At 66.0% G+C, this 16,154-nt stretch carries 13 protein-coding genes; 5 read left to right on the forward strand and 8 right to left on the reverse strand.

Going from position 1 to position 16,154, the window contains the following annotated elements; translation table 11 throughout:
* Positions 1 to 7: 7 nt before the first annotated feature.
* Genes ACP7BL_RS02990 through ACP7BL_RS03025 form a run of 8 tightly spaced genes read right to left on the reverse strand, consistent with a single transcriptional unit; the run spans position 8 to position 9,835 of the window.
* A complete protein-coding gene (locus ACP7BL_RS02990; RefSeq protein WP_426257583.1) occupies positions 8 to 490 on the reverse strand; it encodes a sarcosine oxidase subunit gamma in 483 nt (160 codons plus the stop codon).
* A complete protein-coding gene (locus tag ACP7BL_RS02995; protein WP_426257584.1) occupies positions 483 to 3,206 on the reverse strand; it encodes a 2Fe-2S iron-sulfur cluster-binding protein in 2,724 nt (907 codons plus the stop codon). Before ACP7BL_RS02995 ends, ACP7BL_RS02990 begins: the two co-directional genes overlap by 8 nt.
* On the reverse strand, positions 3,203 to 3,466 hold the full coding sequence (locus tag ACP7BL_RS03000; protein ID WP_209515504.1) for a sarcosine oxidase subunit delta: 264 nt from the start codon (positions 3,464 to 3,466) through the stop codon (positions 3,203 to 3,205). Before ACP7BL_RS03000 ends, ACP7BL_RS02995 begins: the two co-directional genes overlap by 4 nt.
* Positions 3,466 to 4,722 (reverse strand): sarcosine oxidase subunit beta family protein, encoded by a 1,257-nt coding sequence (locus tag ACP7BL_RS03005; RefSeq protein WP_426257585.1) that lies wholly within the window; start codon positions 4,720 to 4,722, stop codon positions 3,466 to 3,468. The genes ACP7BL_RS03000 and ACP7BL_RS03005 overlap by 1 nt, the downstream gene beginning before the upstream one ends.
* Positions 4,719 to 5,867, reverse strand: a complete 1,149-nt coding sequence (locus ACP7BL_RS03010; RefSeq protein ID WP_426257586.1) for an NAD(P)/FAD-dependent oxidoreductase — start codon at positions 5,865 to 5,867, stop codon at positions 4,719 to 4,721. The genes ACP7BL_RS03005 and ACP7BL_RS03010 overlap by 4 nt, the downstream gene beginning before the upstream one ends.
* Positions 5,860 to 7,377: an FAD-dependent oxidoreductase gene (locus ACP7BL_RS03015; protein ID WP_426257587.1), complete on the reverse strand. Its 1,518-nt coding sequence runs from the start codon at positions 7,375 to 7,377 to the stop codon at positions 5,860 to 5,862. Before ACP7BL_RS03015 ends, ACP7BL_RS03010 begins: the two co-directional genes overlap by 8 nt.
* On the reverse strand, positions 7,374 to 8,633 hold the full coding sequence (locus ACP7BL_RS03020) for a cystathionine gamma-synthase family protein (protein ID WP_033965015.1): 1,260 nt from the start codon (positions 8,631 to 8,633) through the stop codon (positions 7,374 to 7,376). The genes ACP7BL_RS03015 and ACP7BL_RS03020 overlap by 4 nt, the downstream gene beginning before the upstream one ends.
* On the reverse strand, positions 8,630 to 9,835 hold the full coding sequence (locus ACP7BL_RS03025; RefSeq protein WP_033965016.1) for an aromatic ring-hydroxylating oxygenase subunit alpha: 1,206 nt from the start codon (positions 9,833 to 9,835) through the stop codon (positions 8,630 to 8,632). Before ACP7BL_RS03025 ends, ACP7BL_RS03020 begins: the two co-directional genes overlap by 4 nt.
* Before the next feature lie 189 nt (positions 9,836 to 10,024).
* Here ACP7BL_RS03025 and ACP7BL_RS03030 point away from each other — a divergent pair, with 189 nt between their 5' ends.
* From ACP7BL_RS03030 to ACP7BL_RS03050, 5 genes are all read left to right on the forward strand, one after another.
* A complete protein-coding gene (locus tag ACP7BL_RS03030) occupies positions 10,025 to 10,984 on the forward strand; it encodes a LysR family transcriptional regulator (RefSeq protein WP_426257588.1) in 960 nt (319 codons plus the stop codon).
* Between the two features lie 324 nt (positions 10,985 to 11,308).
* Complete coding sequence (locus ACP7BL_RS03035) at positions 11,309 to 12,193, forward strand: glycosyltransferase (protein WP_171010558.1); 885 nt, start codon at positions 11,309 to 11,311, stop codon at positions 12,191 to 12,193.
* Between the two features lie 83 nt (positions 12,194 to 12,276).
* A complete protein-coding gene (locus ACP7BL_RS03040) occupies positions 12,277 to 12,834 on the forward strand; it encodes an RNA polymerase sigma factor (protein ID WP_033965017.1) in 558 nt (185 codons plus the stop codon).
* On the forward strand, positions 12,824 to 13,777 hold the full coding sequence (locus ACP7BL_RS03045; protein WP_426257589.1) for a FecR family protein: 954 nt from the start codon (positions 12,824 to 12,826) through the stop codon (positions 13,775 to 13,777). The genes ACP7BL_RS03040 and ACP7BL_RS03045 overlap by 11 nt, the downstream gene beginning before the upstream one ends.
* Positions 13,746 to 16,154 carry a TonB-dependent receptor domain-containing protein gene (locus ACP7BL_RS03050; protein WP_405053304.1) on the forward strand — a complete coding sequence of 803 codons (2,409 nt, stop codon included), beginning with the start codon at positions 13,746 to 13,748 and terminating at the stop codon, positions 16,152 to 16,154. Before ACP7BL_RS03045 ends, ACP7BL_RS03050 begins: the two co-directional genes overlap by 32 nt.

A 16,154-nucleotide genomic window follows, 5' to 3' on the forward strand; every position in this document is an offset into this window, starting at 1 on the left:
CCCGCCGTCAGCTGCCGTCGGGACTGTTGCACGGTGCAGGCGGCGGTTCGGTTACCCCGATGGCGCGCGTCCACAGATCGACCAGACTAGCGGCGTAACTGCTTGGCAGATAGACCTCACACGCGGTGTCGCTGATCGGCGCGATCCACACCGGCACATGGTGGATCGTTGTCGCGGCGATCTGGCCGGGGCCGAAATCCGGATTTTCGGAATCGAACCAGCCGCTCACGCTCAGCAGCCCGCGCCAGCCGGGGCCGGTGAGCGTGGCGCGGATCAGGCCGCCGCCAAGGGGCGACAGCGCGCCGCGATCGGCGATGTGCGCGGCGATTGCGGGCGCGTGCTGCGCGGCGTCGATCAACCACCAGCGTCGCGGCTCGACCTGCAGGGTCCGCCCGGTTGGAAGATTTGGCGGCTCCGAATCGTCCCACAAGTCGAGCGCGATGACATCGCCCGCTGCGGCTATCGCCAGGGTAACCCGCGCCTCAGTCACGATAGCGTATCCCTTCGGCATCGTAGAAAAGCGGTGCCGTAACGGTGACGCGGGCCGACTGGCTGCGTGTCGGCGAGGTCGCCAGCAGGTTTTCGCCGATCCGCATTCTTCCCCCAGCGAGCAAGCCCAGCGCGACCGCGCCCTCGCCAAGCACGCGCCCGGTGGCGGAGGTGACATGGCCCAGCACCGGTTCGCCGGTCGCGGTGACGAGCATTGCGCCTTCGGGGATCGGCGTGTCGCTGGTCAGGCCGACGAGCTGCAGGCGATCGGGGGCCGACAAGGCTGGGCGGGTCAACCCCGCCGCGCCGATGAAACCGCCGCTTTTGCGCAGCATCCGTTCAAGCTGGAGGTCATGCGGGGTGGTGCGGCCATCGGCCTCGGCCCCGATTACGATATGGCCCTTTTCGATCCGCAGAAATTCCAGCGCCTCCAACCCATAAGGCGCACCGCCGCGCGCGCGCGCGGCCGTCTCCAGCGCATCCCACACCGCGCCCGCGTCGCTCGCCACCGCATAGAGTTCGAAGGCGCGTTCGCCGCTATAGCTGGCGGCGAGGATCAGCACAGGCACCCCTGCGATTTCGGCATGAGCCAGGCCCATATGCGCGGGCGGGGCGATGCCGGTCAGTTCGGCCAGAATGTCCTTCGCGCGTGGCCCGGCCAGCGCGATCCCGGCGAAATGCTCCTGTTGCGCCACCACCGACACGCGCAAATGCGGGGCGAGCACGCGGTGGGCATAGCTGAGATGCGCCTCCATCCGGTCGGCCCCGCCGGTCGAACTGGTCAGCAGATAGCGATTTTCCTCCAGCCGCCAGACGGTGCCGTCGTCCATCACCATGCCGTCTTCGCGCAGCATAAAGGTATAGCGCCCGCGCCCGACCGCGAGCTTGGCGATGCCGGTCGCGCACACGCTTTCGAGCAACGCCGCCGCATCGGGCCCGACCACCGCAAATTTGGCGAGCGTCGAGACATCGACAATCCCGGCGGCGGTGCGCACCGCGCGCGCCTCGCGCAGCGCCGCCTGATGCAGCGTTTCCCTCGCCACCGGATAAGCGCGCGGCCGGTGCCACAGCCCGAGCGGTTGCCAGAGTGGGGCGAGGCGCTGGTGGCGATCGTAGAGTGCCAGCCTCCGGCTCGGCGCGGCATGGCCGCCGCCATCGGCCCCGGCCAGCGCGCCCAGCGTCACCGGCGTGAACGGCGCGCGGAAGGTGGTGAGTCCAGCTTGCGGGATGGCGACCCCGGCGACGCTCGCCAGCCGCGCGAGTGCTGCCATATTGCTGGTCTTGCCCTGGTCGGTCGCCATGCCGAGCGTGGTGTAGCGCTTGAGATGCTCGACCGAGCGATAGCCTTCAGCCCAGGCGAGATCTATGTCGGCGGCGGTCACGTCATTCTGGAAATCGATGAAGCTGGTTTTGGGGTTGGGCAGGTCGGCAACAGCCGTGCCGACCGGTGGAAGATCGCCCGCTGCCGCGCCGACGCTCGACACCGCTTGCCGAGATGCGCCGGGCACGAACGCCTGGATCGCCTCGTGCCAATCGAGCGCGCCGCCCGCCTGACTGTGCAAATGCACGACAGGGGTGAAGCCCCCCGAAACCGCCAGCAGATCGGCCTCGAAGCGCGTGCGCTCGGTCCAGATATCGGCCTCGACCGAATGCAAATGATGGCGTTTTCCGGAGGTCGAGATTGGGAAGGCATTGGTGTGGACCGGGTGCGCGGTGGCGCTGGCGATGGCGCTCTTTTCGGCGCGCGAATCCAGAATGGCGACGACGGTGCCGCCCGCCGCCGCAATCGCGTCGGCAGTGGCATAGGCATCGTCATTGTTGGTGGCGATGACGACGCGCTGGCCGGGCAGCACCTTGAACCGTCCGATATAGCGGCGCACCGCTTGCGACAGCATCACGCCGGGGCGGTCATTCCCGGCAAAGGTCAGCGGGCGCTCGATCGCGCCGGTCGCGAGCACGATGCGGCGCGCGCGGACATGCCATAGCCGCTGTGCGGGCTGGCCGGGGGCAGGGGGCTGGCCGGGCTCCGTCAGGCGCTCGACGAGCGTGACGAAGCCATGATCCCACACGCCCGACGCGGTGGTGCGCGTCAGTACGCGCGCACCGTCGATCGCTTCGTTCACTGCGCGGTCCTGCTCGACCAGCAGCACGCGCTCCCCTGCCTGCAGCGCGGTACGCGCGGCGGCGATTCCGGCGGGGCCACCACCGACCACCAGCACATCGCAAAAGGCCGAACGGTGTTCGTATTGATCGGGGTCGGGTTCGGTCGGTGCCTTGCCCAGCCCGGCGGCGCGACGGATGAAGCGTTCGTACAGCATCCAGCGGGACGGCGGGCCGAAGAAGGTCTTGTAATAGAAGCCCGCCGTCAGAAAGCGCGCGGCGAGCCCGTTGATCGCGCCCAGATCCACTGCGAGGCTCGGCCAGCGATTCTGGCTGTGCGCGACGAGGCCGTCATAGACATAGACGTCGGTCGCGCGCGTATTGGGTTCGCAGCGTCCGCCTTCGCCGACCGTGACCAGCGCATTGGGCTCCTCGACGCCCGCGCTCAAGATGCCGCGCGGGCGGTGATATTTGAAACTGCGCGCGACCAGGCCGATGCCGTTCGCCAGCAACGCCGCCGCCAGCGTATCGCCGGCGCGCGCGCGCAGGGGTACGCCATCGAAGGTGAAGCGGAGCGTCGGCGCGGGGCCGCCGGGCAAGCGCGACGGGCCGCTCATCGATGCAGTGCCGGATCAAAGGCGGCGACCGATGCGATCTCGTGCGTCTGGCGGTGGCGGCGCAGCACCAGCCATTGCCGACACCCAAAGGCATGACGCCACAGTTCCTCGTCGAAGCCGCGCGGGTTGGCGCGCGCATAGAGCCGCCTAACCGCTTCGTCCGCAGGCATCTCCAGCGTCACGATCGAATCGAGCGTGCGTTCATAGCCGAACTCGCTTTGCGCGCGCGCTCCGCAATAAGGGCAATCGATCTGCAGCATCAGCGCAATTGCGGCAGGACGCCGACGCCTGCTTCATCGATGGTCGCGCCGCGCGCAAAGCGGTCGAACGCGAAGGGTGCTGCGAGTGGATGATTATCGCCCGTCGCCAGCAAATGCGCGTAGCACCAGCCCGAAGCAGGGGTCGCCTTGAAGCCGCCGTAACACCAGCCGCCGTTGAGATAGAGCCCGTCGACCGGCAAGGCGGACAGGATCGGCGATCCGTCGAAGCTCATATCGGTCGTGCCCGCCCAGCACCGCACCATCCGCAAGCGCGATAGCGCGGGCACAAGCGCGATCGCTTCCGCCGCCGCTTTCTCGATCCGCGGCGGCAGGCCGCGCTGTGCGTAGCTCGGGAAGTGATCGGGGTCGCCGCCCAGCACGATCCCGCCTTTGTCCGACTGGCTGATATAGCAATGCAGCGACTGCGACATGATGACGGTGTCGATCATCGGCTTGACCGGCTCGGTGACGAAGGCCTGTAGCGTGTGCGCTTCGATCGGAAGCTGGAGGCCCGCAAGCGCCGCGACCGGGCCGCTATTGCCCGCCACGCAAATGCCGACGCGACCGGCGGCGATGGCCCCCCGCGTCGTCGCGACACCGCTCACCCGCCCGCCGGTCATGGCGAAGCCGGTGACTTCGCAATTCTGGATCACGTCGACGCCCAGCGCATCGGCGGCGCGGGCATAGCCCCAGGCGACCGCATCGTGCCGCGCGGTGCCGCCCCGGCGCTGGATCAGCCCGCCGTGAATCGGGAAGCGCGCATTGGGTGCCATGTCGAGCAGCGGCACCAGTCTTTGCACCTGCGCGCGCGTCAGCAGTTCCGCATCGATCCCGTCGCAGCGCAAGGCATCGCCGCGCTGTGCCAGCGCGGTCATGTCGCCGTCGGAATGGCCGAGGAACAGCGCGCCGCGCGGGGAAAACATGACGTTGAAGTTGAGCGCGTCGCTCATCCCCTCCCACAAATCGAGCGCGAAATCGAACAAATCGTGCAGGGGTTTCTGGCGGTAGTTGGAGCGCACGATCGTCGTGTTGCGCCCGGTATTGCCGCCGCCGATCCACCCTTTTTCAAGCACCGCGATATTGCGCAGGCCGTGGACCTTGGCGAGGTAATAGGCCGTGGCCAGGCCATGCCCGCCGCCACCGATGATGACGATGTCATACGACTTTTTCGGTTCTGGGTCGCGCCACGCCCGCTCCCAGCCCCGCTGCCCGGTCAGGCCCGCCTTGAGCAGCGCCAGTGCCGAATAGCGCTTCATGCCGCCCACCCGCGCTGCTCGCGCCAATCGGGTTCCAGACCTTTGAAGCGCGCCAGACCAAGCTTGGTAATGTCGGCAAAGGAGCAGGTGCCGTCGATGACGAGATCGCGAACGGCGTGGCCGCTGGCGGGCGACAGGCCGAAGCCGACCCCCGACATGGTCGCGACGGTAACGTTGGCGGGATGGTCGAGCCGGTCGAGGATCGGGCGGCCATCGGGCGTATTCTCGATCACCCCCGCCCAGGAGCGAATGACGTTCAAGTGCGCGGCCTTGGGGAACATTTCCGCGACACGGCGGGCAAGGTTGCGGATCAGCGGCGAGGTCGGGCGCACCTTCGGGCCGGTTTCATCCATACCGATCCATTCGTGCGGGCCACCGCCAAAGGCGAGATTGCCGCGCAGCGTCTGCCGCCCGTACAGGCCGTTGCCGTCGACGCCGCCGATCCGCATCAGCGGCGCGGGTTCGGTCACGATCATTTCCGCGCGGGCCGAGGCGAGCGGAAACTCCACGCCGAGGGGGGCAAGCAGCATCCCCGATTGCGGCCCTGCGGCCACGACCAACGCATCGCAGGCGATCCGCCCGCGCGGCGTATCGACCGCGACGACCTTGCCGCCTGCGGTCTCGATCGAGCGGGCCGGGCAATGTTGCAGGATGCGCCCGCCCAAATCCTGCAGCGCCCAGGCATAGGCCTGCACCGTGCGCTGCGGATTGGCATGGCCGCCGAAGCGCAGATGAATGCCGCCGAGGCAGCTCTGGTCGGTCAGCGGCACCATTTCCTGCGCCTGCTGGCTGTCCAGATCATCGACGCGGTAGCCCATCGCGCTGCACATCCGCCCGACTGCGCGGTAATGGGCGAGCAGGTCCGGATCACGTTGGATGATGATGCGTTCGCGCTGATATTCGGTCGGGTAGCCGAGCAAATCGTCCATCTGCGGCCACAACCGTTGCTCCTCGGCGAAGAGCGGGCTCTGGTAATGCGAGGCCCCGCCGCCATTGCGGCCCGAGGCTTCCCAGCCGACGATGCCTTTGTCGAGCACGACCACGTCGAACCCGTCGCGCGCCAGCCACCAGGCCGCGCTGAGCCCGGTGACGCCCGCGCCAATCACGACGACCGCCGCGCCCTTGGGCAAATTCGCCTCAGACATGCATGTTGCCGCCCAATCCCGCGACATGCTCCGCCTCTTCCGCCGTGCCGATCACGGCATAGGGCGTCCATTGCGTCGGGATGCCGAACCACACGTCCCATCCCGCCGTCATCGCGGCGCTTTCCTGCCAGTCGGCGAGGATGCCGAGCGGCACGGGCCGCACCGGCGCGCGGAAGCTGGCGACCGGCACCGTGGCGAGCGGGATGCCTTGCTGTTCGGCGAGCAGGCACGCCACCTGATCGCGGCAACGCCGCCCCTGGCACGCGCCCATCCCGGCGCGGGTCAAGCGCTTGATCTGGTCGGGATGGGCGGGCCCGTCGTTGATGAGCGACGCGAGCGAGCGCGCCGCCATTGCCTGTGGCCGATCGAGATAGCGGGGCGGCTGCACGCCAAGCAGATCGGCGCGGGTGACCTCTTCGCACTGACAGACGATCGTATCGGGGGTGGCGTGCTGGCTGAGCGCGGTGGACCAGGCCTGGAGATAGGCGGGGTTGGGCCGGGTGACGGTGGCGGCGTCGCCGATCAGGCTGATGCTTTCGTTGGGGAGGGTGCCTGCCGCATCGAGCAATTCGGTGGCCGGTGTGGCCCCGATGGCGAGCACGATCGTGTCGCACGCGATTTCTAGCTCGTTGTCCTTCCCCGGCGCAGGCCGGGGCCCAGTCGCGGAGGTTTTGGTAACGGAGCGTAGCGCTTCCCAGTCGCCGTTTCCCGACTGGGCCCCGGCCTGGGCCGGGGAAGGAAGACGGGTTAGGGTAACGCCTTCAACACCATCGATCCCGCCGTGCGTCGCCGCGATGGTGTGGCCGAGCAGGATCGGCACGCCCGCCGCCGCGACTTGCGCCGCCAGCGTCGCCGAACCCTGCACAGTCTCCGCCACCTCGACCAGCGCCGCAACCGCGATCCCGCGCGCCAGCGCGAGCAGCGCCGTTTCCAGCGCCAGCGCGCCCGAACCCAGGATCACCACCCGCCGACTCGCCAACGCATCATAGCGCGTCAGCAATGCGGCAAAGCCTTGCGCGCCCATCACCCCCGGCTGGTTCCACCCGGCAAAGCCCAGTACCAGATCGCGCGCGCCGGTCGCCAGCACCAGCCGCCCGAACCCGACCATTGTCGCGGCTTCGGCATCGGCAATGCCCAGCATCGGCTCGGGCAAGGCGCGCAGTGCGGGGCCGTTGACATACAGTCCCCAGGCACAGGTGCCGAGCCGGACATCGACCCCGGCGGCGAAAGCGGTTTCGAGCGCCGGATTGCTGGCGAACACCTGCTCCAGCATCCGCGCGGGCTGTTGCACCGCCGCCGTCATGCGACCGCCGTAGAAATAGGGAACGTCACTGCCGATCAATGCGCCCGGCACCGGATTTTCGTCGATCAGCAACACCGACGCCCCGTCCGCCGCTGCCGCAATCGCCGCCGCCGTGCCTGCGGGGCCTGCGCCCACTACCACCACATCGAAGCGCGCATCGGGCGCGGGCACCTTGCCGTCGATCGCGTGGAAATCGCGCACCGTCATACCGCGTCGAGCGCTTGGGCAAGATCGGCCAGCAAATCCTCGACATGCTCGATCCCGACCGACAGCCGTAGCGTGGCATCGGTAATCCCGCCCGCCGCGCGTTCCGCAGGGGTGAGCGCATAATGCGTCGTGGTCGCCGGATGCGTGATGAGCGTTTCCGATCCGCCAAGGCTGACTGCAAAACGCAGCAGCGTCAGCCGGTCGAGAAAGCGGAACGCCTCCGCCTCGCCGCCGACGACCGCGAAGGAAAAGGTCGATCCCGCCGCCTTGCATTGGCGATCATACACCGCGCGTGCGGCGCTGCCTTCGGGCAGGAAGCCGAGATAGAGGATGCTCGCCACCTTGGGGTGATCGCGCAAAAATTCGGCGATGTGGCGGGCATTGTCCATTGCGCGCTCGACCCGCACATGCACCGTTTCCATCGATCGCAGCAGCAACCAACTGGTATAGGGGTCGAGATGGCTGCCAAGCGTGGTGCGCAACAGCCGGAGCGGCGCGACCAACGCTTCGCTGCCGCTGACGCCGCCCGCGAGCAAATCGCTATGGCCACCACAATATTTGGTCAGGCTGGTCATGCACAAATCAGCCCCCAGCGCGATCGGGCGCTGCATCAATGGCCCGAGCAAGGTGTTGTCGACCACCACCAACGGGCGCAGCCCGGTGCGCGCGCCAACGGCGTCGGCAATGTCGACGACCAAGGCGATGTCGACGATCGCGGCGGTCGGGTTGGCCGGGGTTTCGATCACGATCAGCTTGAGCGGCCCGTGGCTGAGTGCTTCCTCGACCGCAGCCGCGATGCTGGCGCGGTCGCACCCGTCGGTAAATTCGGCATGGCTGACGCCGAAGGCGGGCATCAGCCCGGTATAGAGCCCATTGGTGCCGCCATAGATCGGTCGGCTGAACACCACGCTGTCGCCGGGGCGCAAATGCGCGAGGGCGATCGCCGAATGCGTCGCCATGCCGCTGTTGAACACAGCGGCGGCTTCGGCCCCGTCCAGCGCCGCCAGCCGCGCCTCGACCATGTCGAGGCCGGGGTGGCTCAGCCGGGCGTAGATATGGCCGGGGCGCCCGACTTCGGGGCCGGTGCCCTCGAAATACGCTTCGTGAATGTCCTTCGCTTGCCTGGCCGAGGCGTAGGCGAAAGTCGAGGTCATGTAGATCGGCGGCTTGGCGGCGTTGGCGGCGCTGGCCGGATCGTAGCCCGCGCGCACCGCGAGCGTTTCGGGACGCCACACGGGAGGAGTCTCGTCGCTCATCGCGCCGCGCGATCAAGATAGGCGTTGGCCTTGGCGCAATACCAATCGACGAAGCGCATTGTCAGCGATTCGGCATCGGGGCTGTACGGGCCCGGCGTATAGCCCGGCGAATTGACGCCAAGCTGGTTATTTTCGGCCAGCTCCTTGTCCTGCAAATTGGTGCGCGTCCACAGGTCGGTCAGCGAGGCGATGTCATAGTCCACACCCTCCACCGCATCTTCATGCACCAGCCATTTGGACACGACATGCGTTTCGGTCGGCGACACCGGATATGCGCTGAAGGCAAAGGTATATTCGGCGGTCGAATGGCAGAAATTGTTGGGTTCGATCGCCCAGCGCAACGAGCCGGTATCGCCGCCGCCAATATCGCACATCAGCTTATTGACGGTGAATTGCCCGTCGGTGCTCATCGCCACCGTGCCGTCATTCAGCGGAAAGCGCACCGCTTGCCACCAATCCTCGCCCACTGGCCCCATCGGCATCGCCAGATCGGCCATGCGCCGTTCGAAGCGGGTCGCGGTGTCATCGGCGAAATCGAAATAGGCCGAGGCATTGATCGGGAAGGATCGCGAGAGTTCGGGGTGGCCGCTCGCGCAATGATAGCATTCGCGGCCATTTTCCATCACCAGCTTCCAATTGGCATATTCGACCAGCGTCGCTTGATGCGCGAGCTTGGCATGGCCAAGGTTGTGCGGCGCGAGCAGCGGCGTCAGGTCGCGCCGTATCGTGGCGATGTCGGGTGGCGTTTCGGCAAGGCAGACGAACACGGCCCCGGCAACGCGTTCGAGATGGATCGGCTTCAGGCTGTGCTCGCCCTTGTCGAAGACTTCGGGCATCCGTCCCGCCGCGAGCAGACGCCCGTCCAGACCATAGGTCCAGCTGTGATAGGGGCAGATCAGTCGCGCGACATGGCCTTCGCCGGGCTTGCACAGGATCGATCCGCGATGGCGGCAGCTATTGTGAAAGGCGCGCAATTCGCCGTCGCGGCCGTGGACCACCAGCACTGGCCAGCGACCGATCATGAAGGACAGATAGTCGCCGGGCTGGCGCAATTCCGCCTCGAACCCGACGAACAGCCACGACTGGCCGAAGATCGCCGCCAGATCGAACTCGAACGCTTCCTGACCGGTATAGAGCGCCTGGGGCAGCGAATGGCCGACCGGACGCGCCTGTAGCAGTGCCGAAATATCCCCGAGGTTCAAAACCGAAATCCTCCCACCTGCCCACCATAGAAGAGTGACATGGCGAGCAACCGATGCTGAAATCGCATTTGTGCATGGCGATATGCCAAAAGCTGTGGGGTCGGTGCGCCGCCGCGCCGCACCGTTGCACCGCCCGAAAAAACACGCTTGGTATCGAAAAACGGCATAGCCGCGCGTAAGGCTTGCCATGTGCCACCAGCCAGCAGGGGGATTCCCATCGCACGCACCACACCTGTCAACCGGCGCTGGTTGCCGCTGAACGCGCTACGGGCATTCGACGCGGTCGGCCAACGGCTGAGCTTCACCGCCGGCGCGCAGGCGCTCAACGTCTCGCAAAGCGCGGTCAGCCGCCATGTCATCAGCCTGGAGGAATTGCTCGGGCACAAATTGTTCGATCGTTCGGGCCAGGCGCTGGTGCTGACCGAAGCGGGCAAGGTGCTGCTGCCCGAAGTCGGCAAGGCGTTCGACCGGCTGGAGCAGACGATGAACGCAATTTGCGCCAACCCCGCCGCCAGCCGCCCGATCCGCATCCACATTCCGCCGACGCTGTTGCAGCAAGTGGTGATGCCGATGATCCAGGCCTTCCACGCCGAACATCCCGACATCCGCATCGACATTTCCAGCTCGCACGCGGTCGGCTTGCCCAGCACCGAGACGGATATGGCGATCGTGTTCGACCGCCCCAATATCGATGACCGCGTGACCGATCTGTTGTGGATGGTGCGCGTCGCCCCGGTGTGCGCTCCGCAGACCGCCGAACGGCACCAGGGCAAGACGCTGGAGCAGTTCCTGGCCGATGCGCCGTTGCTCCACGTCAAGCTGGAGGGGCAGCCGCGCGGACTGTTGTGGAGCGCTTATGCCAATCAGTGTCGCATCGCGCTCGACTCCGACCGTGGCCTTGCCTTCGACGCCAACGCACTGGCGGTCAGCTATGCGATGCAGTCGGATGGTGTGGCGCTCGCCGATATCGACATGTTCGCGCCCGAAATCGCCGCAGGCCAGCTTGTCATTCCCTATGAAGCGGTAATCAACGACGGGTTCGGTTACTATCTGAAACTGCGTGCCGACGATCTGGCCGACCCGACGATCAGCATGGTGCGGAGCTGGCTGATCGCGCACTTCGCCGCGCGAGGCCACGCGAAAGCGTAAGGTCGGCAAACGAAGCGTTTGAAATCGCGATCATTATGAGGGTGTTTCCGCCCACCGCACGCGCGATAGCAAAAAAAGTTCCATAACGCCGATTATCCCGTCCGGTTTTCGCGCGTCGGTATCGTTTTGTTAACGAGGAGATCTCGTTTGCCGATGCCGACCGCGAAACACTTTACGGGAGTCGACACCCGTTTTGCGCGGCCGGGCGGTTGGCGCAGCCTGTCGGGGGGCACCTGCGCAACGGCGAACCGAGCGCGCGCCTTGTCGGCAGTCGCCGCTCTCTCCTCGACCTATTGACCACGCTGACCAGCGCAGGAACGACACATGTTACTCGAATCGCAGGACTATCAAGGCTGGAATTCGCCGTGGGAGCCCAACGCGACCAGCGTCGATCGTGGCCCTTGTGCGTGGACCGTGCTGATTCCCTTTTTCAACGAGCGGAATTTCCTGGACGGGACCTTGGCCAGCCTTGCCGCGCAGGACGTGCCGTTCGAGCTGATTCTGATCGACAATGGCTCAACCGATGGCAGCGGCGATGTTGCGGCGGCGATCTGCCAGCGGCTCGGTCTTTCCTTCACGCTGCGCGTCGATCGCCGTCCAGGCAAGGTGAACGCGCTGCAAAGCGGGATCGAATGCACGCAAACGCCGTTCGTCGCGACGTGCGATGCCGATACGCTGTATCCGACCGATTATCTGCGCAAGGCGCAGCATCTGCTCGAAACGTCGGGTGCAGTGGCAGGCGGTGCCTATTTCGTCACGCCCACCGCGACCGCAGAGGATCACGCCCAGGCGGCGCAGCGCATGGCGCGCGCGGCCAAGCTGCTGCCAGCGCAGTGCCATACCGGCGGGGCGGGGCAAGTGTTCCGTACCGATGCGCTGCGCCGCGCGGGGCAATTTGATGCCAGCCGCTGGGGCTATGTGCTGGAGGATCACGAAATCATGCACCGCATGGCGAAGCTTGGTCGGCTGGCGTATGGCGGTGCTCTGTGGTGCGCGCCGTCACCCCGCGAACGCGATCGGGAATCGATCCGCTGGACGTTGCTGGAACGCGTTCTGTATCATGTGACTCCGAAGCCCGCCCGCGACTGGTTCTTCTATGACTTTCTTGGTCGCAGGCTTGCCGCGCGCAAATTGACGAGCGACCGGATCCGCGAACGTCAGTTTTACGCGCAGACGGATTTTGCCAACCGTTCGGCCACACCCGCCTGATCGTCGGTAAATGTATGTGCGCGCTTGCGAAGTGACGCGCGGCGCGCTCTAGACGGCAGAATGCCGTGGCTGCTTCTTCATCGATGACCGAGGCCGGTCTCAAGGCGGTGTTCCTGGCGGAACGGCCGATGTTGTTGCGCTTGCTCGCGGCACGTCTCGGCAATCCCGCCGATGCAGAGGATGCGCTGCAGGATATTTGGCTCAAGCTCGACCAGCACGGCGCGCCGCCCGTCGCCCAGCCTGCCGCCTATCTGTATCGCATGGCTACGAATCTGGCGGCGGATCGGCGGATCGCATCGGCGCGGGCGGGGGCGCGGGACACCGCATGGCTGGAGGTGCAGCCGGCGGCCGAGGAGCATCCCTCGATCGAGCATACCCTGTTGGCGCGCGAGCGGCTTGCGCGACTCGAAGCCGCGCTCGCCGCGATGCCTGAGCGGATGAGCCAGGCCTTGCGCCTGTATCGCGTCGAAAACCTGCCCCAAAAGCAGATCGCCGAGCGGCTTGGCATGACGGTTAGCGGTGTCGAAAAGCTGTTGAGACGGGCTGTTAAAGAAATTCACGCATATAAACTGGCGGGCGAGGCGGAATCGGGCGATGTGTATCGTCTATCCGATGAAGGGGACTCTCATCGTGGCCGTTGAAGACGCGACTATCGTCGACCGCGCCATCGACTGGCATTTGCGCCAGGGCGATATGGGCGAGGCTGACTGGCGCGCTTTCGTCGCCTGGTTGGAGGAAGATCCGGCGCATGCGCAGGCTTTTGACACGGTTGCGCTCGACATGGCGATGTTGTCCGAACGCGCCGATCTTTTTCCCGCGCAACCCATGGTGGTAGCGCCAGTCGTGGTGCGGGCACCGACTCGACGCCTTTGGGCGTGGGTTGGCGGAGGGGCAGCGGTTGCGGCCGCAGCCAGTGTTACGCTGATGGTGGCACCGATCGGTTCAGGCAGCGGGAGCGCTGCCTATGCTGTTGAAACCAAGCCAGGTCAGCGGCAGGATATCGCGCTGAGCGACGGCACGCGGATTGAGCTGAACGGCGCGAGCCGGTTGGTGCTGGACCGCAACAATCCCAGAGTTGCCACGCTCCAGGCGGGCGAGGCGACTTTCCATGTCCGCCATGATCCGCGCGATCCGTTTACGGTGCGATCCGGCACGATGACGGTCCAGGATCTGGGAACCGTCTTCAATGTCGAACGCGATGGCGCGCGGTTTGATGTGCAGGTCGCTGAAGGGTCGGTTTTGTTCCAGCCGCGCCAGCAAGCGGTGACGCTGCGCTCGGGCGCTGCGGTCTCGGCGCGGGAGGATCTTGGCAGCGTGACGGTGATGAAGATCGACGCCGCCAAGGTCGGCAGCTGGCGAAATGGGGTGGTTGCCTTTGGCGGGGAACCGTTCGGGCGTGTCATCACTTCGGTCAGACGGATCGACGGAGTCATCCTTTCGATTGAGCCGAGCTTGTCGCAGCAGCCCTTTACCGGCATGGTCCGCTTCACGGGTGAAGCGGCGCGGGATGTTCCGCACATTGCCGCGCTGGTTGGGGCTGAGTGGCATCACGATGGCGAGCGATGGACCATCTCGCCGAAATAGCCGTAATTTGCTGTGCCTGAACAGAAAAACAAAACGGCTGGGACGTCGCATCGTCGCCTTTGTGTTTTTCGCCAGCATACCGGTTGCAGCGGCCGCCGATTCGCCGCGCGTTGCGGTCCCCGCTGAACCGCTCGACCAGGCATTGACGGCGCTGGCGCGCCAAATCGGCTTCGACATCATTAGCACCGAGCCGGGCCTGGCGCGGGTTCGGACCCGGGGCGTGACCGGCCAGATGCCGCCACGCGAAGCCTTGCGGCGGCTGCTGGATGGCACAGGCTATCGTGCGGTGGCGGTCGATGGCCGCAGCTACCGCATCGTACGGGCTCCGCGACTGGTCCTTCATCCGCGCCTGTTGGCGCGGCGGATTCCGGAACCGGCGTCAGGCGACGACATCATCGTTACCGCGGGCAAGCAGAAATCTACCTTGCTTCGGTTCCCCGGCAGCGTGCTCATGGTCGGCGGGTTTTCTCCGGGTGCATTGGCGGGGCGTCCCATCGATATGGACGAGGTCGCGCGGGGTACGCCGGTCTTGCAGAACACCGAGCTCGGCGTCGGTCGCAACAAGATTTTCATTCGAGGGGTTGCCGACAGCAGCTTCAACGGTGCCACGCAATCCACCGCGAGCATCTATTTCGACGAGGTGCCTCTAGGATATTCCGGGCCGGAGCCCAGCCTCAACCTTTACGATATGAAAGGCGTCGAGGTGCTGGAGGGGCCACAGGGGACCTTGTACGGATCGGGGGCGATCGGCGGGATCATACGGTTGACGCCCAATCCGGTTGATTTGCGGGTGGCCTCGGCTTCGCTGAGCAGCGGTGCGACCGCGACCGAGGGCGGTGGCGGCGGTTTCGATGTTGCCGGTATGGCCAACTTACCGTTGATCGAGGACCGCGTGGGCCTGCGCGTGGTCGGCTATCGGGACCGCGATGGCGGGTTTATCGCAGACCAGACGAGAAAACTTTCGAATATCAACCGCACCGACACGGTTGGCGGACGCGCGACGCTTGCGGTCGATCCGGGTGGCGGATGGGGCGTCGAACTGGGTGCGCTAACGCAGCGAATCGACGCCGCAGATGCGCAATATGCCGAGCAGACGGTCGGCCCGCTCGCACGGCGCTCGCTGGCTCAGCCCTATAGCAGCGAGATCAAACTGCTGCGTGGCGTGGTGCGCAAACATTGGGACAACGGGCTCGATCTGATTTCGGCGACGGGCTATGTCGAGTTGCAGACGTCGGACACCTTCGATGCCACCCGCGCGATCGGCAGCAAGGGGCCGACGATCTACACCAACGAACAGTCGAATGTCTTGTTCGTGCAGGAGGCGCGACTGTCGCGCGCGGTGCCGGATCATATCGGCTGGTTGGTCGGCGTCGCGTTCCTGCATGATCGCGATATCCAGGCGCGGGCGCTCGGGCCGCCTGACCAGCCGCTCGATATCATCGGCGTCACCAACATGACCGACAGCCTCTCGGCTTTTGGCGAGGCGAGTTGGCCGGTGTCCTCGCGCCTGACGCTCACCGCCGGTACCCGCTTTACGGCCGCTCGAACCGATGGCGAGCCCTCCGTGCGCCCGCGCAACAACAGCTTCATCAAGGGGCGCGCCACCCGACGCGTCGATCCGACGCTGGGGCTGTCGTGGCTGATCGATAAGCGCACCGCCGTATTCGCGCGACTGCAATCGGGGTATCGCACGGGGGGGCTTGCCGTCGCGACGGGTGTTGGACGCGTTCTGGATTTCCGCTCGGACTCGATTCTTGTCGGCGAGGTCGGGATCCGCAAGCAACGCACCGGTCCGACCGGATTGGAACTTACCACTGCCGTGTCCTATGCGCGCTGGCGCAACATTCAGGCCGACTTATACAATACGCGGGGCCAGCCTTATACCGCCAATGTCGGCAATGCGGACATTGTCGGTTTGGAGGCTGCCGGCGATTGGGCGATCGTGCGTGGGCTGCACGCCAACTTTGCGTTTCTTTACACCTACAATGTCGTCGACGGGCCGCTTGCGCAATTGTCCGTGCGCGCCAATCGCAGATTGCCGGAGACCCCCGCCTTTGCCGGCAATGGGGGGCTGACCTACCGCTGGACGCGAGGCCGATCGTCGACCTTCAGTGCCGGCGTGTCGGGCCGCTATGTCGGGCGGTCGCTACTGGGAACGGGCGACTTCCTGGACGTCAGCCAGGGTAAATATGGGGTGCTTGACGCGCAGATCGGGTGGCATTGGCGCAATCTCGATGTGTCGTTGACTGGCGACAATCTCGCCAATGCGACGGCCAATCGCTTCGCCCTTGGCAACCCGACCATTCTGGCAACGCGGCAGCAAACGACGCCGCTGCGCCCGCGCAATGTTCGGCTGGGGGTATCGATCGCCTGGTAA

This window comes from Sphingomonas sp. DC1600-2 (genome assembly GCF_049897605.1).
In the GTDB taxonomy this organism is placed as follows: Bacteria; Pseudomonadota; Alphaproteobacteria; order Sphingomonadales; family Sphingomonadaceae; genus Sphingomonas.

Excerpts from the sequence above, each read along its gene's own strand:
- ACP7BL_RS03035 (WP_171010558.1), top strand. The coding sequence starts at position 11,309 with ATGTTACTCGAATCGCAGGACTATCAAGGCTGGAATTCGCCGTGGGAG.
- ACP7BL_RS03050 (WP_405053304.1), top strand. The coding sequence starts at position 13,746 with ATGGCGAGCGATGGACCATCTCGCCGAAATAGCCGTAATTTGCTGTGC.
- ACP7BL_RS03010 (WP_426257586.1), bottom strand. The coding sequence starts at position 5,867 with ATGTCTGAGGCGAATTTGCCCAAGGGCGCGGCGGTCGTCGTGATTGGC.
- ACP7BL_RS03000 (WP_209515504.1), bottom strand. The coding sequence starts at position 3,466 with ATGCTGCAGATCGATTGCCCTTATTGCGGAGCGCGCGCGCAAAGCGAG.
- ACP7BL_RS02995 (WP_426257584.1), bottom strand. The coding sequence starts at position 3,206 with ATGAGCGGCCCGTCGCGCTTGCCCGGCGGCCCCGCGCCGACGCTCCGC.
- ACP7BL_RS03020 (WP_033965015.1), bottom strand. The coding sequence starts at position 8,633 with ATGAGCGACGAGACTCCTCCCGTGTGGCGTCCCGAAACGCTCGCGGTG.
- ACP7BL_RS03005 (WP_426257585.1), bottom strand. The coding sequence starts at position 4,722 with ATGAAGCGCTATTCGGCACTGGCGCTGCTCAAGGCGGGCCTGACCGGG.
- ACP7BL_RS03015 (WP_426257587.1), bottom strand. The coding sequence starts at position 7,377 with ATGACGGTGCGCGATTTCCACGCGATCGACGGCAAGGTGCCCGCGCCC.
- ACP7BL_RS03040 (WP_033965017.1), top strand. The coding sequence starts at position 12,277 with ATGACCGAGGCCGGTCTCAAGGCGGTGTTCCTGGCGGAACGGCCGATG.